Below are 23097 nucleotides of genomic sequence, written 5' to 3'. Positions count from 1 at the left end.
GAATATGCAGCGCCGGGCCTAAACCCGATCAAAAACCGGCTTTGGAGAAAGTCATGGATGACAGCGAAAAGGCTACGCCGAACAGACGGAACCTTATGCGGGCGGATCGAAGGCAAGCCGCTCCGCCGGCTTTTTCTCCCTGGTGGGGACGCGGCGTCATCGCTACTCTGGTAGCGGGGTTTGCGGTCCTGATCTGGTTGACTGCGCGCGTCTATGTGGACGCGCCGCCGATTCCCGAGAAAGTCGTCGGTTCCACGGGGGAAACGGTCTTCACGCGCGAGGACATTCTCGCGGGGCAGGAAATCTTCCTGAAATACGGACTGATGGAAAACGGGACCATCTGGGGGCATGGCGCCTATCTCGGCCCCGATTTCTCCGCGCAATATCTCCATACCCTGGCGCTCGACACCGGCGAGGCCCTGGCTCGGCAGCGAGGGCAGTCTTCTTTCGCGCAACTGTCCAATCCCGAACGCGATTTGATTTATGCCGAGGTCCGCGATCTGTTGCGGACCAACCGCTACGATCCGGCCAGCCATGCCCTGATATTCACTCCGCCCGAGATCGCCTCCTATCGCCGCCAGGTCGATTATTGGGGCGCGTATTTCCAGCAAGCGGAAGCCAATCGCGGCTTGCCGCCGAAATATATTCGGAACCCCGCCGAACTGCGCCGGCTGACGGCGTTTTTCGCCTGGACTGCCTGGGCTTCCGTCGCCAACCGGCCGGGCGAGTCCTATTCGTACACCAACAACTTTCCCTACGATCCCGATCTCGGAAACGTACCGACCAGCAGCACGGTCCTTTGGAGCGCGCTCAGCCTGGTATTTCTGCTCGGCGGCACCGCGCTGGTGCTGTACGCATTCGGCCGGTACGACTTTCTCGGCTGGCGGCGGGCCGAAGGGCATGTCCATCCGCAATTACTTCCCGGCGTCGGAGCCACGGACAGCCAGCGGGCCACGATCAAATATTTCGCCGTCGTGGCCCTGCTGTTCCTGACGCAGACGCTGGTGGGCGGCGCCACCGCGCACTTCCGGGCCGAGCCCGGCAGTTTCTACGGCTTCGATCTCGCAAACTACCTGCCCAGCAACCTGCTGCGCACCTGGCATTTGCAACTGGCGATCTTCTGGATCACCACAGCGTACGTGGCGGGCGCCTTGTTTCTGGCGCCCGCCCTGGGCGGACGGGAACCGAGGGGTCAGCGTACCGGTGTCGACATCCTGTTCGGGCTGCTGGTCATCGTGGCCGTGGGCAGCCTGCTCGGCGAATGGGCCGGCATCCGGCAGACTCTGGGCGATCTGTGGTTCTGGTTCGGCCATCAGGGCTGGGAATATCTGGATCTCGGCCGCGGCTGGCAAATCCTATTGGCGGCAGGACTCGTGCTCTGGCTGATCCTGTTGTTCCGCGGCGTATCCGCGGCTCGCTCGTCCCCGAAGCTACGAACCGTCACGCTGTTCTTTCTCGGGGCCGCCCTGACCATCCCTCTGTTCTACCTGCCCGCGCTGTTCTTCGGGAGCGCCACCCATTTTTCCGTGGTGGACACCTGGCGGTTCTGGATCGTCCATCTGTGGGTGGAGGAATTCCTGGAATTCTTCGTGACGGTCATGGTGGCGGTCATCTTTGTCCTGCTCGGACTCGTATCCCCGCTCAACGCCAAGCGGACCATTTACCTGGAGGCCATCCTCTTCTCCGCCGGCGGACTCATCGGTACCGGCCACCATTGGTACTGGAACGGGCAGGGCGACATGGTCATCGCGCTGGCGGCGATGTTTTCCGCTCTGGAAGTCGTCCCCCTGACGCTGCTGACGTTCGAAGCCTGGGGTTTCGTCGCGCTGACCCGCGGCCGGTGCGAGATCTGCGGCCAGGCCGTTGCCGTGCCGCACCGCTGGGCGTTCTATTTCCTGTTCGCGGTCGGCTTCTGGAACTTCGTCGGCGCCGGCATTTTCGGCTTTCTGATCAACCTGCCGATCATCAGCTATTTCGAGGCCGGCACCGACTTCACCCCCAATCACGGTCACGCGGCCATGATGGGCGTGTTCGGCATGCTCGCCATCGCCCTGATGGTGTTCGCGATGCGCCAGGTGCTGACCGAAACCGAATGGCGGCGGGTGGAGCCCTGGATACGGGTGGCGTTCTGGGGTCTGAACATCGGTTTGGCCCTGATGGTGATCCTGAGTCTGTTCCCTGGCGGCGTCCTGCAATTCAGGGACGTGCTCGACCACGGTTACTGGCATGCACGAAGCGAGGCCTTCTCCAGCCAATACCGGGCGCGCCTCATCGAATGGCTGCGCTTGGGGCCGGACCTGCTGTTCATCATCTTCGGCTCGATACCCGTTGCAGTAGCCGCGCTGATGACGTATCGGAATTTTCTCGGCCATCCCGATAATGCTGATTCTCACCGGGATGGATGACCGCGTTGTCGATCGGATCGAGGCTAGGCGTTTCAGTCCACTCCCGGTTATTTGGCCGGGAGATACCGCGTGCTGCCGACGCTTCTGGCGGCACTTCCGGAGGCACTGCCCTCGGTCCCTTCGACGACATCCAGCGACTCATCGAGCACGGACACCGATTCGGAGACGTGATGAGCTACACGCTGCCGCAGGCCCAAGCCTTCCTCGCGGCCATCGATCGGTCCGAAAAGCGCCGGCAGCGGGACTGGCTGCTTCTGATGCGGGCCTCGCAGGCCCCGAAAGAGGAGTTCGGGCAGATGCTCGAATGGCTGAAGTGATCAGGCTCGAAGGCCGTGGATCAATCCGAGCAGCAGGGCGACTGGGGAGACGCGTTTAAAGGCGATCCACAAAACGAAGGGCAAAAACACGAAAAGCTGATAACTCCGGGGCGACGCGGCCGTCGCAAAGCACCACAGCAAGCCGAACAGGGCCGTCCAGCCGAACACGAACGCCAATAACCGATCCCATTTCATCAGTAAACACCATGGCAGATTACGAACTTGGACTAAGGATACGCGTCAATACGGGAAACGGCACGGCGGAAATCGTTGGCATCGGCGATGCGATCAGGCGGTTGGGCGAGGAGGGACGGAGGTCCGGAGGGCATCTGAACCAGGACTTTGCCGCCGTTTCAATCCACTCCCGGTTATTTGGCCGGGAGATACGCGACGACGCCGGCTGAGCTAGCGTCAGCCAAGCAGTTTCAATCCACTCCCGGTTATTTGGCCGGGAGATACGCGGCGCGATCCAGGCGCCTGGGGCGATTTTGACGTTTCAATCCACTCCCGGTTATTTGGCCGGGAGATACTCGGCCTCGGTGATCCATCGGCTGTAGATGCCGAGGTTTCAATCCACTCCCGGTTATTTGGCCGGGAGATACGTTCGGCGAGCATGTCCCGTTCCCGCTCTAAGCGGGTTTCAATCCACTCCCGGTTATTTGGCCGGGAGATACCATCTTTTCCTCGCGGGCTGCGAAGTCCGCGAAAAAGTTTCAATCCACTCCCGGTTATTTGGCCGGGAGATATCGAAGGCCGACCAGATGCTGGCTGTCCAGCTCCGAGTTTCAATCCACTCCCGGTTATTTGGCCGGGAGATACTCAGCTCCCCCATCTCGATGCGGTTGAACCAGCGGTTTCAATCCACTCCCGGTTATTTGGCCGGGAGATACGCCCCGCAGTGGGGACAGGCCCGGTTCCCGGAGAGGTTTCAATCCACTCCCGGTTATTTGGCCGGGAGATACCGGTGGTCACGCCGTCGACCAGGCTGGTTTTGCGGTTTCAATCCACTCCCGGTTATTTGGCCGGGAGATACTCAACCGAACGAGGTAACACATGCCCTACAAACGGTTTCAATCCACTCCCGGTTATTTGGCCGGGAGATACGCCCGGCACAACCTCGGCATCGACATCGACCCTGGTTTCAATCCACTCCCGGTTATTTGGCCGGGAGATACGCGCGTCATGCCGTGGCGGCGATGTTTGGTGGTGGTTTCAATCCACTCCCGGTTATTTGGCCGGGAGATACGCGAACGGAAACGTCATTCCCGGTTCGGTGGAAGTGTTTCAATCCACTCCCGGTTATTTGGCCGGGAGATACCCTGGTATTCAAGCTCAACGGGCGCCCGGAGGAGGGGTTTCAATCCACTCCCGGTTATTTGGCCGGGAGATACGAGACCGACATGCAATCGTTGAAAGACGTCATTTTGTTTCAATCCACTCCCGGTTATTTGGCCGGGAGATACGCTGCGCGGCGTCGCGCCCGGATATTTCTCGCCGGTTTCAATCCACTCCCGGTTATTTGGCCGGGAGATACGGTATAGGCCCGCTTCAGCTGGCTCGGTGTGAGCAGTTTCAATCCACTCCCGGTTATTTGGCCGGGAGATACAGAGTGCCCGTCTGGGCGCTCCCCCATGTCCGACAGTTTCAATCCACTCCCGGTTATTTGGCCGGGAGATACGTATAGGCCCGCTTCAGCTGGCTCGGTGTGAGCAGTTTCAATCCACTCCCGGTTATTTGGCCGGGAGATACCTGCGGCGCCAGCATCAGCCGGTAGCGTACTGTTTGTTTCAATCCACTCCCGGTTATTTGGCCGGGAGATACAATTGCGCGGCGGCGCCTTCGTGGATGGCGATCGGTTTCAATCCACTCCCGGTTATTTGGCCGGGAGATACTTGGCTCGAATTCGGGCAGCTCGCAAAGACTTTTGTTTCAATCCACTCCCGGTTATTTGGCCGGGAGATACGGTGATTCGCGCCTTGATTCAGCAGGGGCAAAGCGTTTCAATCCACTCCCGGTTATTTGGCCGGGAGATACGGTCGCCCATCCAGAGGCCCGGCGCCGAGGTTTTGTTTCAATCCACTCCCGGTTATTTGGCCGGGAGATACTCACTACAACCCCAACTTCGTTCCCAAGGACAAAATGTTTCAATCCACTCCCGGTTATTTGGCCGGGAGATACACGACAAGTCGCGCAAGATACGCGGCGCGCAGTTGTTTCAATCCACTCCCGGTTATTTGGCCGGGAGATACTTCCGGTACCGGTCGATTTCGGAGCGGCCATTGAGGTTTCAATCCACTCCCGGTTATTTGGCCGGGAGATACGAAACAGCGCGACCGGGGCAAGCCGTCTTTGTGCGTTTCAATCCACTCCCGGTTATTTGGCCGGGAGATACGGGTGGCGTATCGGACGAACAACGCGCATTCGGCGTTTCAATCCACTCCCGGTTATTTGGCCGGGAGATACTTGGTTACAACGGCCCGCCGCGCGGCTTCGACGATGTTTCAATCCACTCCCGGTTATTTGGCCGGGAGATACGTCTTGCACCATTCGTCGGCCACGTCGAAGCCGTGTTTCAATCCACTCCCGGTTATTTGGCCGGGAGATACGCAAAAGAAAACCCGCCGAAGCGGGCTAGGATTGTTTCAATCCACTCCCGGTTATTTGGCCGGGAGATACTTCAGGGTCACCACAACGCCCGGCGGGTAGAGCCGGTTTCAATCCACTCCCGGTTATTTGGCCGGGAGATACGGATGGCGATTTCTTCTTCGCTTTGCCCCTGCTGTTTCAATCCACTCCCGGTTATTTGGCCGGGAGATACGGTCTTCCAGATCGTCACGCGGCTGCCGGTAACCCGTTTCAATCCACTCCCGGTTATTTGGCCGGGAGATACGCATTCGGGCCGCGTATCATCGTTGACCCGCAGTTGTTTCAATCCACTCCCGGTTATTTGGCCGGGAGATACGATCGAGCTGGCGGTTCTGGATGACGAAGAGATCCAGGTTTCAATCCACTCCCGGTTATTTGGCCGGGAGATACTCACCGCCGCGCCGATCACGCGATCCGAGATCGAGGTTTCAATCCACTCCCGGTTATTTGGCCGGGAGATACCTGCGTTACGCAAAGCTAAGTCGGACAGAGATAAAGTTTCAATCCACTCCCGGTTATTTGGCCGGGAGATACGTCTGTTCATTGATGCCGAGCGGCAGCCGATTCACGGTTTCAATCCACTCCCGGTTATTTGGCCGGGAGATACCCGAGGCGTGCAGGGCCGAGGAAAAACGCCTGGCAGTTTCAATCCACTCCCGGTTATTTGGCCGGGAGATACGCCGCATATCTGGCACCTTATTTTCCTGGCGGTAGTTTCAATCCACTCCCGGTTATTTGGCCGGGAGATACTATGGCCGCTGTAGACCTCGGCAGCCAGCCACTCGTTTCAATCCACTCCCGGTTATTTGGCCGGGAGATACAATTACCGCGTTCATTTCTGCGCGTCCGGCAGCGGGTGTTTCAATCCACTCCCGGTTATTTGGCCGGGAGATACTGGCGGTTGCCTGTGCGGTATTGGTCGGTAACCTGGTTTCAATCCACTCCCGGTTATTTGGCCGGGAGATACCAATTAAGGGGCGCGGCAGATGACGTTGATTCGGAGTTTCAATCCACTCCCGGTTATTTGGCCGGGAGATACGGTATGACAAGAAATCCGACGACTACGCTTACACGTTTCAATCCACTCCCGGTTATTTGGCCGGGAGATACGGCACAAAACAGCATCCACCCGGCCAACTCGGCGAGTTTCAATCCACTCCCGGTTATTTGGCCGGGAGATACCGGCTTGCGACAGGCGCGAGCGGGATATGGTTGAGTTTCAATCCACTCCCGGTTATTTGGCCGGGAGATACCCGGATCCGTGATCGGCACGCCGACAGCCTTGGAGTTTCAATCCACTCCCGGTTATTTGGCCGGGAGATACTTCCAGGGACGGACGAAATATCCGTCCTTCAAGAAGTTTCAATCCACTCCCGGTTATTTGGCCGGGAGATACAATAATTTCTCAGCAGTCAGCCTATAACGACGGACTGTTTCAATCCACTCCCGGTTATTTGGCCGGGAGATACCGAAGTGACGGGAGTGTCCACGGCGATGCTGACGTTTCAATCCACTCCCGGTTATTTGGCCGGGAGATACATTAGGGTGCTCGACTATTACGAGGCCGTCGGCCAGGTTTCAATCCACTCCCGGTTATTTGGCCGGGAGATACCCGATACGCCGTTTCTAACCCGAGCCAAGCGCCTGTTTCAATCCACTCCCGGTTATTTGGCCGGGAGATACGACCACGGTGCTCAACAACTACACGCAGATTTCCAGTTTCAATCCACTCCCGGTTATTTGGCCGGGAGATACAGCTTGCTCGGTTGCGTCTGAGCTGTCGTTCGCCGTTTCAATCCACTCCCGGTTATTTGGCCGGGAGATACCTTTTTACTGTTGGTTTAAGGATGCACTCTTACAGTTTCAATCCACTCCCGGTTATTTGGCCGGGAGATACGGTATTTCATCTCGATTCTTGTCGAAGAAGATGTGTTTCAATCCACTCCCGGTTATTTGGCCGGGAGATACACGACTGGGCGCACAAACTCACATCCCGGCTGGTGTTTCAATCCACTCCCGGTTATTTGGCCGGGAGATACCGATGCAAGGCGTCCGTCGCGTGTTCGTTGATCTCGTTTCAATCCACTCCCGGTTATTTGGCCGGGAGATACCCGACCGACCACGTGGTAGGTTGCCGTGCGGATGTTTCAATCCACTCCCGGTTATTTGGCCGGGAGATACCCACACGCCCACGGATGGGCAACTCCAAATCGCAAAGGTTTCAATCCACTCCCGGTTATTTGGCCGGGAGATACCATCCCATCCCATAGCCTCGGCTACCGTTTCAATGTTTCAATCCACTCCCGGTTATTTGGCCGGGAGATACGCGGGACATATTTACCGAGGAGTGGTATTGATCGGTTTCAATCCACTCCCGGTTATTTGGCCGGGAGATACCCGCCAGTCGAATTCTTTGTCGTCGACAATGCGGTTGTTTCAATCCACTCCCGGTTATTTGGCCGGGAGATACAATCCATAAAAGCCTTAATAGGGACTATTAAGGGGTTTCAATCCACTCCCGGTTATTTGGCCGGGAGATACCAAATTCCGGATGACGAAGATTTGGACCAAGCAATGTTTCAATCCACTCCCGGTTATTTGGCCGGGAGATACTTGCGGGGCGTTGCGGTTTAACCCTCAATCCAGTTGTTTCAATCCACTCCCGGTTATTTGGCCGGGAGATACCTCGATATAACCAGGGCATTGATGCCAACTCGCTGTTTCAATCCACTCCCGGTTATTTGGCCGGGAGATACCGATTACACCGACGAGGTTGACCGGGCGCTTGATGTTTCAATCCACTCCCGGTTATTTGGCCGGGAGATACCGGGCGGGTGGAATACTGCCCTATTCCTCCCGAGGTTTCAATCCACTCCCGGTTATTTGGCCGGGAGATACCGCCATTTGCCGGGTTCAAGGCTAAAGTCATCCGGTTTCAATCCACTCCCGGTTATTTGGCCGGGAGATACATACGATCAGTTGCAAGCCAAGAAACCGGCGCTTGTTTCAATCCACTCCCGGTTATTTGGCCGGGAGATACGTCACCGGCACCCAGGACGTCGCGGTCAGCGCCGAGTTTCAATCCACTCCCGGTTATTTGGCCGGGAGATACGCTCCTTGTAATTCGGCTGGAACCCATAGCCTCCCGTTTCAATCCACTCCCGGTTATTTGGCCGGGAGATACAGCTTGCGCACCTGACCAACATCCTGACGTTCCAGTTTCAATCCACTCCCGGTTATTTGGCCGGGAGATACTCTGCTCCAACGGACGGCACCACCGGCACGTTCACCGTTTCAATCCACTCCCGGTTATTTGGCCGGGAGATACGGAGCAAAATCCCGAGGTCGAGATTATTGCCCATGTTTCAATCCACTCCCGGTTATTTGGCCGGGAGATACCAGGTGATGAGGGTCACCAGAACCAAGGCCCCCAGTTTCAATCCACTCCCGGTTATTTGGCCGGGAGATACACATGACACGTCGCCGCCCTCCTTCAGATGCCTTGTTTCAATCCACTCCCGGTTATTTGGCCGGGAGATACCGGCCGGCTTCCCCTCACCGGCCGATGACCATCTGGTTTCAATCCACTCCCGGTTATTTGGCCGGGAGATACTCGCGGAGACGATGGCGATGCTCCAGCTCTTCAGCAGTTTCAATCCACTCCCGGTTATTTGGCCGGGAGATACGCTCGCTCGGCATCGCCCATGCCGGTGCCTTGCGTGTTTCAATCCACTCCCGGTTATTTGGCCGGGAGATACCGCAGCATTGATGCGCTCCCTTTCATCCCCTTCCGGTTTCAATCCACTCCCGGTTATTTGGCCGGGAGATACACCTGACCAATAGGCCGGGGGGCGTGGTGCGCGTGGTTTCAATCCACTCCCGGTTATTTGGCCGGGAGATACGCGGCTGTGGTGTGCGGTGCGGTGTGGTCGGCTTTGTTTCAATCCACTCCCGGTTATTTGGCCGGGAGATACCCGACTCTCCGCGAACTCACGCAGCAGCAGCTCGTTTCAATCCACTCCCGGTTATTTGGCCGGGAGATACAGACATAGCCGGTCTTTTGGAGCAGCGCGTCCTTGTTTCAATCCACTCCCGGTTATTTGGCCGGGAGATACGAAGTGCGTGCAAACCGGCCATTTGGCCGCCATTGTTTCAATCCACTCCCGGTTATTTGGCCGGGAGATACATCCATGAGCCAGTTCACCGCGCTCCAGGTTCTGCGGTTTCAATCCACTCCCGGTTATTTGGCCGGGAGATACGGTCTGCGTCTGGGGCGAATCGGTCCAGGGGAACGTTTCAATCCACTCCCGGTTATTTGGCCGGGAGATACGACCTTACGGGAGACCGTAAGAGGCGAGCGGAACTAGTTTCAATCCACTCCCGGTTATTTGGCCGGGAGATACCGTTGCAGGAGTGCCGTTATGTTCAGCACCAGACCGAGTTTCAATCCACTCCCGGTTATTTGGCCGGGAGATACGCACATGCGCCGGTAGTGATCGCCCTTGCTGTCGCCGTTTCAATCCACTCCCGGTTATTTGGCCGGGAGATACGCATGCTTATCATGTCCTTGAGCACTTATACCGATGGGTTTCAATCCACTCCCGGTTATTTGGCCGGGAGATACGACGCTTTCACGGTCGGCGCCAATACCATTGACGTTTCAATCCACTCCCGGTTATTTGGCCGGGAGATACTCGCTTCGAGCGCCGGGTTAGGCGCGGAGGTGAAGTTTCAATCCACTCCCGGTTATTTGGCCGGGAGATACGATACGCCGGAGTCCGTAGAGCGCGACCAATACAGCGTTTCAATCCACTCCCGGTTATTTGGCCGGGAGATACCGTCGTTTTTAGATAGGGGTAGTTTTCGTTGATCTCGCGGTTTCAATCCACTCCCGGTTATTTGGCCGGGAGATACATGAGATTGCCGACCGCGCAGCGCAAGAACTGGTCGTTTCAATCCACTCCCGGTTATTTGGCCGGGAGATACATATCGACCACGAGCGCTACCAGGTGTCAGGGGATGTTTCAATCCACTCCCGGTTATTTGGCCGGGAGATACAGCCTTTCGGCAAGGCAAGAATAAATCAAGAAAAAATGGTAGGGAAGCGCGAACAGGCGGCATGGGAGCGTCGAAGCGGGGTGAAAAGGGTGGTGCTTGGTGATGAAAGCCAAGAAAATCAGAATCTTATGTTCTGCGCGAACGTCCCGGCTTTTGGCCGTCGCTCCGGGTTCGCGCATCGGCGGGATGCTCATACGATCAAGGTATCCGCAAAGTCGACGGCCTTGAACTTGCCGAATTCCATGACGTTTTTCTCCAGCGGTTCGATGATTCGGTAAAGCCGCAAGCTGTCTTCCTCCTCATTGATGATATCGAGCAAATCGTTCTTTAGGGTTTCCAGTTGCATCGGTTCGACCTTGCACTCGAATACCGATTTCTGCACGCGCTGGCCGTAATTGAGGCAGATTTTGGCGACTCGCCGGAGCCTTCGGCGGCCGTCCGAAGTTTCGGTCGAGACGTCGTAACTGACCAGAATCAGCATGTTGACCTCAGCGGTTCAGGAAGGGCAGGTAATTCGGAATGTCGCCGCGCAGGAAGCGGGCCAGAAGCCTCGCCTGCAACTGCGCCAGGAGGCCGACGGATACCTCGGCGTCCAGCACCGGATGTTTCAAGGTTTCCTGTTTCCGAGTCTGGTACGCGGCGATCACGGTTTTCCGGCCGCTGTCGTTGAGCAGCACCGCGCCGCCCTCCCGCTCGTCGAAATCCTTGGCCTGGATTTGGCCGCGGTTGATCAGGGTCAGGGCGAGCCGGTCGCACAGGGGTGCGCGAAATTCTTCCAAGAGATCGAGCGCCAACGCCGGGCGCCCCGGCCGAATCGCGTGCAGGAATCCCAGTTGCGGGTCGAGTCCGACGGTTTCCAGCGCCGACCGGCAATCGGCCAGCTTCAGCGCGTAGAGAAACGAAATCAGGGCATTGAAGCGGTCGCGCGGCGGGCGGCGGTTTCGTGTGGAAAATGGAAAGACCTCGCGGACCGATGGCTTCATCAGGTAGGGCAGAACATCGAAATACACGCGGGCGGAATCGCCTTCGAGTCCTCTCAGCGTGTCCAGGTTGTCCGCCTGCGGGATCTTGCGGATTTGATTGGCGATGAGGCGCGCCGCCTGAACCAGCCTGTCCCGTTCCGTCGGATCATCGGTTTCCCGAGCGCCGCGCATCAATACCTGGCGGCTGTTGCGCAGCTTGCCGGCGACGGTGGTGCGGGCGACCGCGAGCGTCTGGGAGGTGTCGTCGGCCGCCCGATATTGGGCCTGGCGCAGCAGTACGTTGCCGTTCACCGGCCCTTCGAGCCGCGCCTTGAAGCGCCCGGCCCGGTCCAGCCAAACGATGGAGCGGCCGTCTTCGGCACATCTTCCCAATAGCGCCGGGCTCAACATCGCGTGGTCGAACAGCACGAAGGCTCCCAAATGATGCAGCGGCACCTGGAGCCGCTTTTCCTGTTCGATCATCACGCAAACGGTTTCGCCTTCGAGCCGCAAGTACGCATCCGGGGTGGTGATGTAAAGAGTATTCAGAAGAACGGTCATACGGCATCCTCTTCAGGTTCGAAAAGCGTATCCGTGAGTTGTCGAATTCGCTGTCCGGATTTAACCAACTCCGGCTGGCATGCCTCTTTCAGCGAGCAGCCGCGGCACAGCGCCGGGTCCTCGGCCGGCGGCGGCATTTCGCCGGACCGGAGCAGTTCGCGGACGGCTCGCGCGAATTCTTCGACCTTTGCGCGAAGCTCCGGCGTGATGGGGACGATTCGTCGCCGCCGCGAACTGTGGTGATAGATGACGCCCTCGGCAATCCGCTTGCCGGTCATTTCTTCGAGGCAGATGGCCTGCGCCGCCACCTGGATGTCGTCGTGTTCGCGACGGCGCCTTGGACCGTGTTTGTATTCCACCGGACGCAGCGAGCCGTCGGACAGTATCTCCACCACGTCCGACTTGCCGATCAGTCCCAGGCGTTCGCTCACCAAGGGAACCGAGGTTTGTATTTCCCGGTCGCCCTCGGTCCGCGTCTCCGGTTCGTCGACGCGCTCGTGAACCAGCCGGCCGCGCACCGTGAACACGTTCTCGGTGAACGTCTGCTCCTGATGGATGAGCGCGCATTGACGCGGGCAATAGCTGTAGTGCTGGAGGGCGGAAATGGCGATCAATTCATCGGGTTCGGACATGGATGTTTTTTTGTAGAGTGGGTTAGACGGATAGGCCGTAACCCGCCAAAACCTCGAACCGGTGGGTTACGCTTCGCTAACCCACCCTACAATCTCTGGTCGTGGAAGCGCCTTCAGCCTACTCGCCGAGTAAGGTTCACACCAGCCGGAAGCTCTGCCTCATCGATTGCGACCTCGTAATCCGCAAAGCTGCGCGGCACGGTAACGCCGTCCTTGAGCTGCGGACGGATGCGCTCGAACAGGCTGTGCGCATGGGCGTTGCCCAGTTCCGAATCGTGCTCGAACACGTAGAGTCCTCGCGTCGCCATCTCGCCGCGGGCGGCGGATCGGTCGTGCTCGAACATGTTCTCCAGGGCCTGCCAGAGCAATTCCAGATCGTCCCCGGAGAAGCCGGTCTGTTTGGCGAGAAAGGCCGAGACGAAGCCGTGGGCCACATAGAGGCCATAGGGCACGGTATGTTTGCGGCCCATGGTGCGGTTGTCGCCGTCCTGCTTTTCCGCTTCCGCTTCGGTGGCGACGGCCATGCGGGTGATGGAATGTTCCTGGGCGATGATGGGATCGACCGAGCGGGCGAAGGTCAGTTGCACCGGGCCGCGCACCTGGCCGCAGTTTGGAGCTGATTTCAATGACATAACGGCGCCAAATGTGCGAATGTCAAAAAAGCGCTGGCACATCCATTCTCTGCCTTTGCTGACTTCTTCGGCTTTGGGTTTGCGCGCCTTAACGCCTTTAAGACAACTCTCAAGAAAAGACCTTAATTCCTTTGAAGGTTTTGCATCTTTAATCGCGGATTTGATTGCCTTTACATCCGCGTCAGCCGCCACGATCACAATTGGACGGTCTTCATCGTCATCAGCAATTTCCAATCCCTCCGGCAATGTGAAATCGTCAAAAGCGGCATGAAGATTTTCAGGAATCAACATGCTTGATGCCTCGCCCAAGGAAATACCCAACTCAGTAAATGCTTCCTTATGCGCTCTACCTAAAACTGCTTTTTCTTTGACGTAAATGTCAAAGGGAGGTTTGTAGTCGTTCACCAAAGCAACATAGTTGCGAATCTTGCGCTTGAGCGATACATCGGTGACCAGACCTTGGCCGGTCTCGGCATCGAGGCGCGGCAGATTGCCGGCGTCCGGGTCGCCGTTGGGGTTGCCGTCCTTGACGTCGAACAGTAGTACAAAGTCGTAGCGCTTATTCAGGCTCATGGGTCTTTCTCCTTATTTTTCGGTGGACTGATCGTCGTGTTTGGTGAAAAAGGACTGGCGCTGGTGATAGTAGCCCAGGGCGAAGCGGCCTTGGTCGGGCAGGGCGAGAATGCGCGGGAAATCGGCGAGACCTTCCATGATTTCGCCGATCAGTTTTTCCATCTGTACCGCGCGGCCTCGCGGCAGCTTGCCCAAATGGTGGTTTTTCAGCCGCAGCAGAGTGGTGAATACCGCCACCGGCGTACTGGACGCGGCGCCGTAGTAACGGTCGCGGACGGTGGCATTGAGGCCGGGGCTGGCCTCTTCCTGGATTTTTTCCAGCGCGGCGAACAGGCGGCCGAGCCGGTAGGCGGGGCTAGGATTGCCGGTATCGAGCATGATTTCAAACTCCTTCTCTGGTTCGGATGCGTTTCGGTTGGCTCTGCGAATCTCCCGGTTCAGCCAGGCTTTCAGCGCCGCCGCGCGGGGGTAGGTCACTTTGCGTTCCGCCCGGCAGCGCTGCACGGCGGCGTTGAGCAGCGTGGCGGGATAGGGCAGGTCTTCGAGAATCGCGCGCACGATATCGCCGCCGAGATTGGGCGGGATGTTGTCGGCTTTGCCCTGAACGGCAATCGATGTCAGCAGGCGAAACAGCGACAGATGTTCGGGATCGTTGGGCGGCCGCACGATCTTGAGGTCATCGAAATGGCGCTTGAGCCGCCGGGCCAGCTCGCGGGCCGGAGCGGTTTCCCAAAAGCGGATGCTGATGCGGGCGGCGTTGGGAGCAAGGCCCAAGACGTGAAAGCGAGTGTCGGCATCGCCCGTCGTGAATTGGCCGGATTCGACGGATTGGTAGAGCGCTTTCAAGGCATCTGCGCCGCGGTCGGGTTCGTCCTTGGGCGGCTCGCCGAACAAGTCCGCCGCCAGGGTTTCCAGATCGTGAGGCTGTTCCGCCCAGAACACGGTGGACGCATCGCCGACCTGGACCCGCTGGCGCGAATCGCGGGCCAAGAGGTGATTCAGCGCGGTGGTGTAGGCGAAGACGGCGGGCTTGCCGACCGGCGCGTTTTCGCCCTGGCGCTCGGTTTTGCCGTAGGACTCGAAAGCGCGGCAGTTGAAGGAAACGATGTTCGCGCCCGACGTTTGCGCGCCCCATACCCCCTTGATCGCTGGGTGCAGTCGCTCGATCGGCGATCGTTCGCCCGTGACCAGGCAGATTCCGGCCGGCGCGGTTTCGTCCGAGGCGTTTGCAGCGGCGGCAGCCGCCACGGCGGGCCGCTGGCAGACCAGTTCGACGTCTCCGTGCAGACGGAAACTCATGAGCGGATTGGTGGCGAGGATTTCGTCCCAAGTGGTGTGGCTTTCCAACGCCGCCATATCCAGACGGTCGAGAAACGCCCGGACCGCCCGGAGGCCGGCATCGGCCCGCAGCTGCTGCGGGAGTTCGTCGAGCCGGTTCCGGAAAGCCGCGCGTTGTTGAGCGACTCGCTCCGGCTTGCCGCGCGTATCGATGCCGAGGACATATTCGGCGTTGTCCCAGAGCAGGTTGGCCGCTACGCCCGAGGTTTTCTTGACGCCCTGGGGCACCAAGAAACGCTGCCCGGTTTTCTTCTTGCCCTCGCCGGAGCGCGTGTCGGATAGATTGACGAAGCCGCCCTCGTCGTCGATTTCGATGATGAACGGGATTTCCTTTTCTTCCAGACCGAAAGCCGGCAGCCGGTCTTTCGGATTGTCCGAGCGCTGTTTGCGCCGGTAGTAATCGTGCAAGGCGTGCAGAATCATCCCCGCACCTCTTCGCTTTCGCGGTCGGGAATGTCCACCGAGCCGTCTTTCAGTTGGGCGCGGAAGAAAAGCGGCTGCGGATCGCTCGGGTTTGTGAAATCCAGGTCGTACAGCATGTAGCCCAGTTCTCGCGGCCGGCCGAACCCCAGTTCGGATCGGTTCCTTTCGCCGAGTGCCGAGCGGTCGACGGGTTCCGCCTCGGGATCGGGCACCCAGCGGAACCGGGCGGCGAATTCGCGGCAACCGAGATAGGGCTGATTCACGCACTGGCCTTTTCCGGCGCGGCGCTCGAACATTTCCCGGAACTTGATCGGCGGGTTTTGTGGGCCGGCCTCCGGTTTTACGTCCAGGTCGGCGTGAAGGCGGTACGCCACGTCGCGCAGGAACAGCCCGGCCCGCTGCTGACGCTCGTCCTCGATGAATTGCGCCAGGTCGCCGCTGCCCGCTCGCATGGCGGCCTCCACGTTGCGGCCGGAAATCACGCCGGCCACCTCATTGCGGCGCAGGGAGATCCAGCGGATCGGTTGCAGGACCTCGATGCGGTGCACATGCCAGCGGATGGCCGGTTTCCAGAGAATAGCCTCGAACACCGCGCGGGCGGCGGAAGGCGTCATCACGTCGTAACTCACCCGCTCGACTTTCATCTCGGGGCGCGTAAAGCAGGCAAAATCGCCTGAGACTTCAAGGCAGTACGTCTTCATGCGGAACCTCCCGCGAGAGCGTTCAGGCGCCGGGCGATGCTGCGCAGCCACTCGCTGAATGCCGGCTTTTGTTTCTTGCCTTCGGTTTTTTCCGGATTTTCGAGCAAACCCTTGTAGTGTCTGCGCGTTATCTCGACCAAGCGTGCGATGGCATCGCGCTGAGGATCGTCTTCCAAACTCTTGAGCCAATCCTCGACATTCTGGTTGAAGGCGTTCTTGTCGGATTCCAGATTTTTTTCTCGAATGCGGTGTTCCCAGTGCTGTGCCGTCGGGCTCAAATTTGCAAGTCTAGCTCGCGAGGCGAGTTTTTCTTCACGGCGGCGGCGTTTTTCCCGCTCTTCCTGAACCCAGTCATCCAGTTTCTGCTTTACATCGAGAGCGGGCTTCATCCGCCCATACCCCACCGCCGTTTTGGCGCCCGCCCCGAGCCACTCCAGAGCTTTTTCCAAAGCGTCCAGCGCGGGTTGAACTTCACCTTTGAATTCCTTGCGGCGCGGGGCGATGGCGAAGAGGAATTTGGCGTTCTTTGTCACCAAAAACGGTATGGGCACCGGGTCGTGCCAGTCGGCGGGGACTTTTTCCGGCTCTTTGGCGGGGTCTTGGATTTCGCCTCCCTGCTCGTACCATTTGCCGTAATGCGGGGTCATCACGTCCAAAGCCAGTGTGGCGGGTTCGATGGGCAGGGCGTCGAAAAAGATCAGCTCTCCGGCCTGTTCCGGAACCTCGCTCCCAGCATCCGAGCCGAACCAGGTCAGGCAGCGAATCCGCTTTTCCTCATGCGAAAGATTCTGGTCCCATTGTTCCACCCAGGCTCGTACCAGGCCCTTGATCGCCGAGCCCGGCAGATAGGGCACGCCCAGGGTCGGGTGCCAGAGGAAACCGTTTTCCACCGGGTGGGGATTCCCGAGCCCCGTGGCGAAATGCCAATCGGTGCGAAAGCCGCGGCATTCGCCACCGATCGCTTGCAAGCGTTGGGCGAGGCGCAGCGCGTGGCGTTCGAGCTCCTCCCTGTCACCGCAAGCTCCGGCGACTTGTCTGATGTAGGCTTCCTTGCCTTTTTCGAGAATTTTCCAGGACGGATCGTACCGGTCGAAAAAGCGTTCGAACCACAGGCCCCGATGGAACTGGCCCGCAGGTTTGTCCGTGTTCATGGCTTCCGCGTAAATTGGCCGATTCATGGCTGCGGCTCCGATTCGCCGGTTTCGGAGTTGTCCCCCGCAAATGCCTTGGCGAATTTCTTCACCCAGTCCAGCAACAGCAGGGCTTCGGATTGGGCCAGGCGGTAGGCGTGCATGTTCTGCCGGGTGATGCCGTCGAGCAGATCTTGGCCGTGGTAGGGTTGGCCCGACTGCTTGAGCCAGTCGGACAACACGTCGTACAGCCGTTTGTGCGCGCCGCCCTTGCCGTAATAAAACGCCGCCGCCTGTCCCAGACCGTTCATGCGGATCATGGCCGGGAAACTTTCCGCTTGTCTCTTGAATTCCTCTCGGTCCGCGATGGCGATTTCCTTGACCTTTTTCAGCGCGAACCGGGCGCGCTTTTGTTGTAAGGTTTGCATGGCTCAACCCTTCCCATCGATGAAGCGTACTCGGCACCAGCCCATGCCGACGGTTTCGTTGCCGCCGAGTTGCAGATACGGGTGCGGGCCGAACAGGTCCTGCCCGACTCTGGCGAGCACGTCCGCCGCCTGGAGCCCGGCGTCGTTCCTGCGGGCGGCGACCGCATGGAGTGCGACGTACAGTAGGGTTTCCGGCGGCAGGGTTTCCTCGTACCAGAGGGCGCCCCTGGCCACGGTTTTTCGTTCGGTCAACCGCACGTGCGCGTTGACCGGTGTGGCGTGTTCGGCGAGATGGCGGAAATGGTCGTCGGACACGAGGGTGAGTTGCGTTTTCAAGGCCTCTTCCAGGTCGTCGGGCAGCAGCCTGGCCAGTGCGGCGATGACGGCGCTCAAATCCGCGGTCCGCGTTTCGAAACGGTATTCCTCCAGGAACAAAGGCCCGCCGTCCGCGGCTTCCGTGACCAAGGCGATGGCCTGTCGCGTTTCTGTTTCGGCGAGTTCGGGCACGTCGAATGCGCCGAATGACGAAGCCAGGCCCAGCCGCGTCAGATCCCGCCGAAGCCGCTGCAACGCCGCCGGACACGTGACCCAGCGGAAATGGGTGGTCAGCGAGCGTATCGGCAGCAGCAACAGCCGGGCATCGCCGACGGAGAGGGCGCCGGCGTATTCGGTGGATTCGCCCGGTTTGATGTCGGACGGGCCGAAAATCAGATCGATATCCGGCAGTTCCGCGCTTTCGGCTCGCGCCCTCAGCGCCCCCTTGACCGCCGAGCCGTAGACGCACGGCCAATGCGTGTGCGCCTCGCGTTGGATCGGCAGGTCGATGACGCCGAGCGCCTGACCGGCGCCGGCGTGCAGGCTGGTCTCGGTCAATAACCCCAAGATCGCGTTAGTCGAGTACATCTGGTTGTTCTCCGTGTTCATCGTTGTTCTTTACTCCCACCGGAAGAGGGCGGGAGGGGCAGGGCGTTCAAAATCGGGTTTCCGCGCCTTCGTCACGTCGCCACAGCCCCACGGCGATCAGGCCGCGCCCGAGTTTTTCGCCGTCGCCGATCTGGATGCCGTGCAATTCGGCAATGGCATCCCCCAAGCTCATGTTCTCGACTGCGCAGTACCAGGCCGACCCGGCGGGCACGAAGCTTTCCACCCGGCGCGGTTTGCCCTCCGCCAAATGCCAGCCGCCTTCCCGGCGCGGCTTGCCGATCACAGCGGAGTGGACGGCCAGCTTCACGCCACGGATTTCACAACGCCAAATCTTGGCTTTGCCGCTGTCTCGTTCAGCGGGAGCGTCCGATTTGGAATGCGGCAACCGCCAGCAGTTGTCCAGATTGGCCGGTGTCAAGAGGATCAGGATCAGACCGTGGGTATCGTCGTCAGCGGTGGGCTCTTTGGGTAAATTCAGCCCATCCGGCAAGGCTTCCATCAGAGCCAGTCGCCCCTCGCCTCCCAGCCGCACCGGGCCGGGTTCGGGACGGGCATCGAGAGGAAGGCCGCCGACGCCGATGGCCAGGCTTACGTTGTCGCACGGCCGGATGTGGCGGGTTTGGTAGAGACGGGCTTCGTCGGCCCGCACCGTTCCGGTTCGATTATCGCGGCCGATGCCGAGGCGGGATTCGGTCGCGTAGAGCTGTTCCGCTTGGAAGATGTCCTCGGGGTCCGGCTTGCCGCCGTCCAGCACCGCTTTCAGGCCTGCCGCCGTGAGCCAGGCGTTTTCCAGCGGCTTGTAGCCTTTGTCCTCGTCGTCGTTCCCGCTCTTGGGCAGTTCCGGGAGGCGTACGATGCCCAGGTCGGTTTCCACCGGCCTCCCGATCCGCAAGCGGGACAGCGAGAGTTTGGGGTTTTTGTCGGCCGCCGGGCCATCGGCTTTCCCGGCTTCGGGCTCCCTTTTCTTCGCCAACAGAAACAGCGGTGCGGGAAATAGCAACCGGTCATCACGGCAAAGAAACGGGCCGAGCAAATGCAGATCGCCGAGCCGGCCGTAGCGTTCGTGGCGGGGTTCGCCTTCGGCTTTGGGCCTGAAATGCCGCCAATCGATTCCGGCCCGGCGGCCGACCAGGGTTTTGATCGCTCCGGCCACGGTGGGCGCGGGCGGTGGAAAATGGCTGGACAGTTCCGGCGATCCGATGGTGTCGAACGGCCGCGCCTCGCGGAAAAACCAGGTGTCGAGCGCGTGCAGGCGCCAAGTGGTGTAGTTGTGCGTGCTCATGTCTCTCCCATTTTCAGTGACGTTCATTGCCGCGGGTCGCCAGGAATCTCACCAGTAGGGCGGCGTCGGCGGCATGGTTCAGGCTTTTCCAGTTTTCGGGATCCTTTTCCGCCGCGTCGCGCACCCGGGGCCGGCATTGCACCAGCAGCGGGCGAATAAAGGCTTCGGCATCCTTACGCTCGACCTTGTCGCCGTGAATGCCGGAGTGCGCGTATTCGTAGGCCAATAGCTTGACCATGTCGTCCTCGTTGATCGGCGTTTCCGACGAGCCCTTAGGCGGATCAAGCAGGGCGAACCATTCGCGCATACGGTAGAAGAAGCCTCCGGCGACCCGAATTTGAGCGCCGTCCTTGCCGCGCAATTTGTCCACCAAGTCAGTGATGCCGCTATCCTTCCGCAAGGTGATGTCCCACGGCTGCGCAAAGGTCAGATGCAGGCCGCTTTGCTTCCACACCCGCGCCGCCACCGCATCGCGTCCGCGCCCGTCCTTCGCCACGTCGTCCAGAAGGTCGTGGGCATCGGCCAGAATCTTGGTGAACGGCAGGCGATAGTGGGCGTATTGGATGGCGGCGGAGATGGTGGCCTCGAAAAAGAGGGCTTCGGATTTGCCTTCGAACGCTTGGCCGAACGAGGCCCGGTAGGCGTTTCGCAATGCCTCCGCGCAGGGCAAGGCGGCGTCCGGAGTCAGCAGAGCCAGTACGTCGTCGCCGCCCGCATAGATCAGGAATCCGCTGTGTTTCTGCTCGACGATGTCTTGCACGCTACCGGTAAAGGCGTTCAGCGCCGCGCTGATGAGTTCGCGCTTGTCGGAATCGCTCATGTGCTTGCCCAGGGAATCGCCGTCCATCAGCAGCAGAGCGTAGTAGGGTGCGGGCGGGCCGAGGTCGTCGGTCTTTTGCAGGGCGGTCAAGGACTTGATGACTCGCTCGGCTCGTTCCCGATCGGGAAAGAGTTTGGCATTGCGCAAATCCGCTTCGAAGAACGCCAGTTCGTCCAGGGATTTCCAGTCATAGGGTTCGTCCGTGGTTTCGCGGTCGCCGCTCAGTAGGCGGGCCGCGTTGTAAAAGGTCCGGATTTTCTTTTCGATCGCGGGCTTTTCTTTGGCGAGTTTTTGAACCTCATCCAGCCAGGGCCGCGCCGCGAGATGCACCACGGAGTCCACGTTGTGACACAAGCGCCAGCCGTGGGCTTTCCAGCCGGAAGGCATGTCCGCCGCGAAATCCTGGAAGCCGTGCACGAAGCGCCGCTTGACGTAGGCGACCGCGCACAGGCGTTCGTTTTCGCGAAGGTCGGTGGCGATGCGCGGTTTCCCGGACTCACGCAATCGTCTCCAGAAATCCAGCCCTTCACCCGTTTTTTCCGCTCCGGAAAGTTCCTGCATCCCTTCCATCGCCATGCATTTCTGGCCCGGTTCCGGCTGGAGGTAATGGCTGCGCCAGTTCTTGCGGCGGTCGAGCACGCCGGTATCGGTTTCGTCCGTGACGATCGCCCAGGATATTTCCCAGAAGCCAACGATTTGGCGGTTCCAGATTTTTCGGGTTTCCGTGTCGTCGAAGTCTTTCCCGAAATCCGCCAGCCAAACCTGCTCCGCCAGTTGGCGCCAGGCGGTCTTGACGGCTTTTTCCACGCGGCTGGGCTTGAAATCGTCGGAAACCTTGGCGAGAAACCGGTTGGGAATGCCGCCGTGTCGGGGTGCATCTCCCTGCCGAAGCGCGCCGTCGATCCATCGCAAATAGCTTTCGTCCGGCTTGGGAAAAACGATGGCGTCATCGCCGGCTTGCGCCTGTACCTCCCGCATGGCGACGCCGGCCAGATACGACAGCAGGAACGACCCGGCCCAGAAATCCCGCGTGCGCCGAGCCTGGGCGACGAAGCCCTGGACGGGGCCGAGGGTGAAGTGGAAGTGGCGATTCATACCGTTACCTTTTTCGGAAAACGGAAATTTCCAGCCTGGTCCTTGCCGTCTAAAAAATCGGTCAGGAGATCCCATTCGATTTTTGCCGGAACTTCGGTACCGCCCGCATTAATTTTTTCTCCATGAGGCAAGAAGACCGAATTCAACAATATCGAAACGCCGATGAAGGATTTCTCGCCAAGCGCATGAACGTGGAAAAGCAGCGGACTGGCTCGGCGCTTGTGCCGCGACGGCCCGACTTCCATGGATGGGCCCTTGCCGTAGTTATGAGGCAAGCCGAAAATCACTCTTCGCGGATGGAAACCCTGTGGGCGTGTTTTCTTGCTCCAATCGTGATCGGCTTTGAATCGTTCTTCCCGCCGCTCGCCCAAAACCTTTCCGTCTTTTCCCCAACTGCGATACATCAATTCCCCTCGCCCGAATCCATCGAGCGCCTGATAGGGGGACGCCGTCTCCAGCAATACATCCACCCGCGTGGTATTGGCGAATGCGGAATAAGGCGGTTCGGTCGAAGTCGTGCGTTTGCCGGCGAAAAGATCGCGGACGGCCTTGATGTAGTCTTCTCGGTTGGCCGGCGCCTTCCAGACCGGCTCTTCATTTTGCTGCAATTCGATCAAGCTCAGGCTGCCCATGCCATGACGGGATCGGCTGCCGAGACCCCCCAGCAAGCCCAGAGCAATCAATGCTTCTCGAACAGATTGGCCTTCTTCGCCCCGGCACAGTAGCTTGACTTTGAAGCTCTGGCCTTCATCGATGCAGCCGCGCATGAGTTGCCCGGCTTGGGTATTTTTTGCCTTGCTGGCGAATGCTTCCATGAGGCCGTAACCGAGGTAGCGCGCCGCATCATGGGATTGGAACCGTGCGTGGACGTGGTTCTTGCCCTTGAATTTCAGTGCATTCGATTGAACGGTGAGGAGAAAGCGGCTTTGGCCCCGTTTTACGCTCTTCTCCTCTGCCGCTGCGCCAAACAAATCCGCTTCGGCTTCGTGAAGCCTGCGCAAGGCGGTAGCATCATCGGTGTCTGCCCGAAACCGCCCCCAATTCAACGCCCGCCACCAGAACCGCAGGGCGCCTTTGACCGAAGGCGGGCGTATTTCGGTGGCGTTCTGTTCGGCGTCGCCGAGAAACATCGGGGTGACGATGCGGTAGGTCGCGGTGAGGGTGTTCATG

The 23097-nt window shown here is 59.4% G+C and carries 15 protein-coding genes and 1 CRISPR repeat array; of the genes, 2 read left to right on the top strand and 13 right to left on the bottom strand.

The features are described from left to right. Positions 1 to 53: 53 nt before the first annotated feature. Positions 54 to 2405, top strand: coding sequence for a nitric-oxide reductase large subunit (locus ACWJKU_RS11825; protein WP_454142501.1), 2352 nt, complete (start codon positions 54 to 56; stop codon positions 2403 to 2405). A 170-nt stretch (positions 2406 to 2575) separates the two neighbouring features. Continuing rightward, positions 2576 to 2722: a hypothetical protein gene (locus tag ACWJKU_RS11820; protein WP_166642537.1), complete on the top strand. Its 147-nt coding sequence runs from the start codon at positions 2576 to 2578 to the stop codon at positions 2720 to 2722. Here the strand turns inward: ACWJKU_RS11820 and ACWJKU_RS11815 are convergent, their stop codons facing one another. The 13 genes from ACWJKU_RS11815 to cmr1 form a co-directional block, all read right to left on the bottom strand. After that, complete coding sequence (locus ACWJKU_RS11815) at positions 2723 to 2917, bottom strand: hypothetical protein (RefSeq protein WP_133717082.1); 195 nt, start codon at positions 2915 to 2917, stop codon at positions 2723 to 2725. A gap of 155 nt (positions 2918 to 3072) precedes the next feature. Then, positions 3073 to 10426: direct repeats of the CRISPR family, unit length 37 nt; unit sequence GTTTCAATCCACTCCCGGTTATTTGGCCGGGAGATAC. 190 nt (positions 10427 to 10616) lie between these two features. Then, the gene (gene cas2 / locus ACWJKU_RS11810) at positions 10617 to 10907 is read right to left on the bottom strand and encodes a CRISPR-associated endonuclease Cas2 (RefSeq protein ID WP_454142500.1); all 291 of its coding nucleotides are present in this window, start codon (positions 10905 to 10907) and stop codon (positions 10617 to 10619) included. A 7-nt stretch (positions 10908 to 10914) separates the two neighbouring features. Beyond that, complete coding sequence (gene cas1c, locus ACWJKU_RS11805) at positions 10915 to 11949, bottom strand: type I-C CRISPR-associated endonuclease Cas1c (protein WP_454142499.1); 1035 nt, start codon at positions 11947 to 11949, stop codon at positions 10915 to 10917. After that, positions 11946 to 12581: a CRISPR-associated protein Cas4 gene (gene cas4, locus ACWJKU_RS11800; RefSeq protein ID WP_454142498.1), complete on the bottom strand. Its 636-nt coding sequence runs from the start codon at positions 12579 to 12581 to the stop codon at positions 11946 to 11948. The genes cas1c and cas4 overlap by 4 nt, the downstream gene beginning before the upstream one ends. 113 nt (positions 12582 to 12694) lie before the next feature. Further along, a complete protein-coding gene (gene cas7c, locus ACWJKU_RS11795; protein WP_454142497.1) occupies positions 12695 to 13786 on the bottom strand; it encodes a type I-C CRISPR-associated protein Cas7/Csd2 in 1092 nt (363 codons plus the stop codon). A 12-nt stretch (positions 13787 to 13798) separates the two neighbouring features. Beyond that, on the bottom strand, positions 13799 to 15547 hold the full coding sequence (gene cas8c, locus ACWJKU_RS11790; protein ID WP_454142496.1) for a type I-C CRISPR-associated protein Cas8c/Csd1: 1749 nt from the start codon (positions 15545 to 15547) through the stop codon (positions 13799 to 13801). Beyond that, positions 15544 to 16248, bottom strand: a complete 705-nt coding sequence (gene cas5c, locus ACWJKU_RS11785; protein WP_454142495.1) for a type I-C CRISPR-associated protein Cas5c — start codon at positions 16246 to 16248, stop codon at positions 15544 to 15546. Before cas5c ends, cas8c begins: the two co-directional genes overlap by 4 nt. After that, on the bottom strand, positions 16245 to 17426 hold the full coding sequence (gene cmr6 / locus ACWJKU_RS11780) for a type III-B CRISPR module RAMP protein Cmr6 (RefSeq protein WP_454142494.1): 1182 nt from the start codon (positions 17424 to 17426) through the stop codon (positions 16245 to 16247). Before cmr6 ends, cas5c begins: the two co-directional genes overlap by 4 nt. Further along, a complete protein-coding gene (gene cmr5 / locus ACWJKU_RS11775) occupies positions 17423 to 17806 on the bottom strand; it encodes a type III-B CRISPR module-associated protein Cmr5 (RefSeq protein WP_454142493.1) in 384 nt (127 codons plus the stop codon). Before cmr5 ends, cmr6 begins: the two co-directional genes overlap by 4 nt. A gap of 3 nt (positions 17807 to 17809) precedes the next feature. Further along, positions 17810 to 18709 (bottom strand): type III-B CRISPR module RAMP protein Cmr4, encoded by a 900-nt coding sequence (gene cmr4, locus ACWJKU_RS11770; protein WP_454142492.1) that lies wholly within the window; start codon positions 18707 to 18709, stop codon positions 17810 to 17812. Positions 18710 to 18776: 67 nt separating this feature from the next. Continuing rightward, positions 18777 to 20012 carry a type III-B CRISPR module-associated Cmr3 family protein gene (locus ACWJKU_RS11765; RefSeq protein WP_454142491.1) on the bottom strand — a complete coding sequence of 412 codons (1236 nt, stop codon included), beginning with the start codon at positions 20010 to 20012 and terminating at the stop codon, positions 18777 to 18779. A 13-nt stretch (positions 20013 to 20025) separates the two neighbouring features. Next, positions 20026 to 21927: a type III-B CRISPR-associated protein Cas10/Cmr2 gene (cas10, locus tag ACWJKU_RS11760; protein ID WP_454142490.1), complete on the bottom strand. Its 1902-nt coding sequence runs from the start codon at positions 21925 to 21927 to the stop codon at positions 20026 to 20028. Then, positions 21924 to 23096 carry a type III-B CRISPR module RAMP protein Cmr1 gene (gene cmr1, locus ACWJKU_RS11755; protein ID WP_454142489.1) on the bottom strand — a complete coding sequence of 391 codons (1173 nt, stop codon included), beginning with the start codon at positions 23094 to 23096 and terminating at the stop codon, positions 21924 to 21926. Before cmr1 ends, cas10 begins: the two co-directional genes overlap by 4 nt. Position 23097 lies beyond the last annotated feature (1 nt).

It is taken from the genome of Methylocaldum sp. MU1018 (assembly GCF_053646775.1).
The sequence above is the reverse complement of the archived record's forward strand: the minus strand, read 5'-3'. Positions and strand labels throughout refer to the sequence as shown.

Bases quoted from the DNA above. Each gene is read 5' to 3' on its own strand.
- ACWJKU_RS11825 (WP_454142501.1), top strand. From the start codon at position 54: ATGGATGACAGCGAAAAGGCTACGCCGAACAGACGGAACCTTATGCGG.
- ACWJKU_RS11820 (WP_166642537.1), top strand. From the start codon at position 2,576: ATGAGCTACACGCTGCCGCAGGCCCAAGCCTTCCTCGCGGCCATCGAT.
- ACWJKU_RS11815 (WP_133717082.1), bottom strand. From the start codon at position 2,917: ATGAAATGGGATCGGTTATTGGCGTTCGTGTTCGGCTGGACGGCCCTG.
- cas2 (WP_454142500.1), bottom strand. From the start codon at position 10,907: ATGCTGATTCTGGTCAGTTACGACGTCTCGACCGAAACTTCGGACGGC.
- cas1c (WP_454142499.1), bottom strand. From the start codon at position 11,949: ATGACCGTTCTTCTGAATACTCTTTACATCACCACCCCGGATGCGTAC.
- cas4 (WP_454142498.1), bottom strand. From the start codon at position 12,581: ATGTCCGAACCCGATGAATTGATCGCCATTTCCGCCCTCCAGCACTAC.
- cas7c (WP_454142497.1), bottom strand. From the start codon at position 13,786: ATGAGCCTGAATAAGCGCTACGACTTTGTACTACTGTTCGACGTCAAG.
- cas8c (WP_454142496.1), bottom strand. From the start codon at position 15,547: ATGATTCTGCACGCCTTGCACGATTACTACCGGCGCAAACAGCGCTCG.
- cas5c (WP_454142495.1), bottom strand. From the start codon at position 16,248: ATGAAGACGTACTGCCTTGAAGTCTCAGGCGATTTTGCCTGCTTTACG.
- cmr6 (WP_454142494.1), bottom strand. From the start codon at position 17,426: ATGAATCGGCCAATTTACGCGGAAGCCATGAACACGGACAAACCTGCG.
- cmr5 (WP_454142493.1), bottom strand. From the start codon at position 17,806: ATGCAAACCTTACAACAAAAGCGCGCCCGGTTCGCGCTGAAAAAGGTC.
- cmr4 (WP_454142492.1), bottom strand. From the start codon at position 18,709: ATGTACTCGACTAACGCGATCTTGGGGTTATTGACCGAGACCAGCCTG.
- ACWJKU_RS11765 (WP_454142491.1), bottom strand. From the start codon at position 20,012: ATGAGCACGCACAACTACACCACTTGGCGCCTGCACGCGCTCGACACC.
- cas10 (WP_454142490.1), bottom strand. From the start codon at position 21,927: ATGAATCGCCACTTCCACTTCACCCTCGGCCCCGTCCAGGGCTTCGTC.
- cmr1 (WP_454142489.1), bottom strand. From the start codon at position 23,096: ATGAACACCCTCACCGCGACCTACCGCATCGTCACCCCGATGTTTCTC.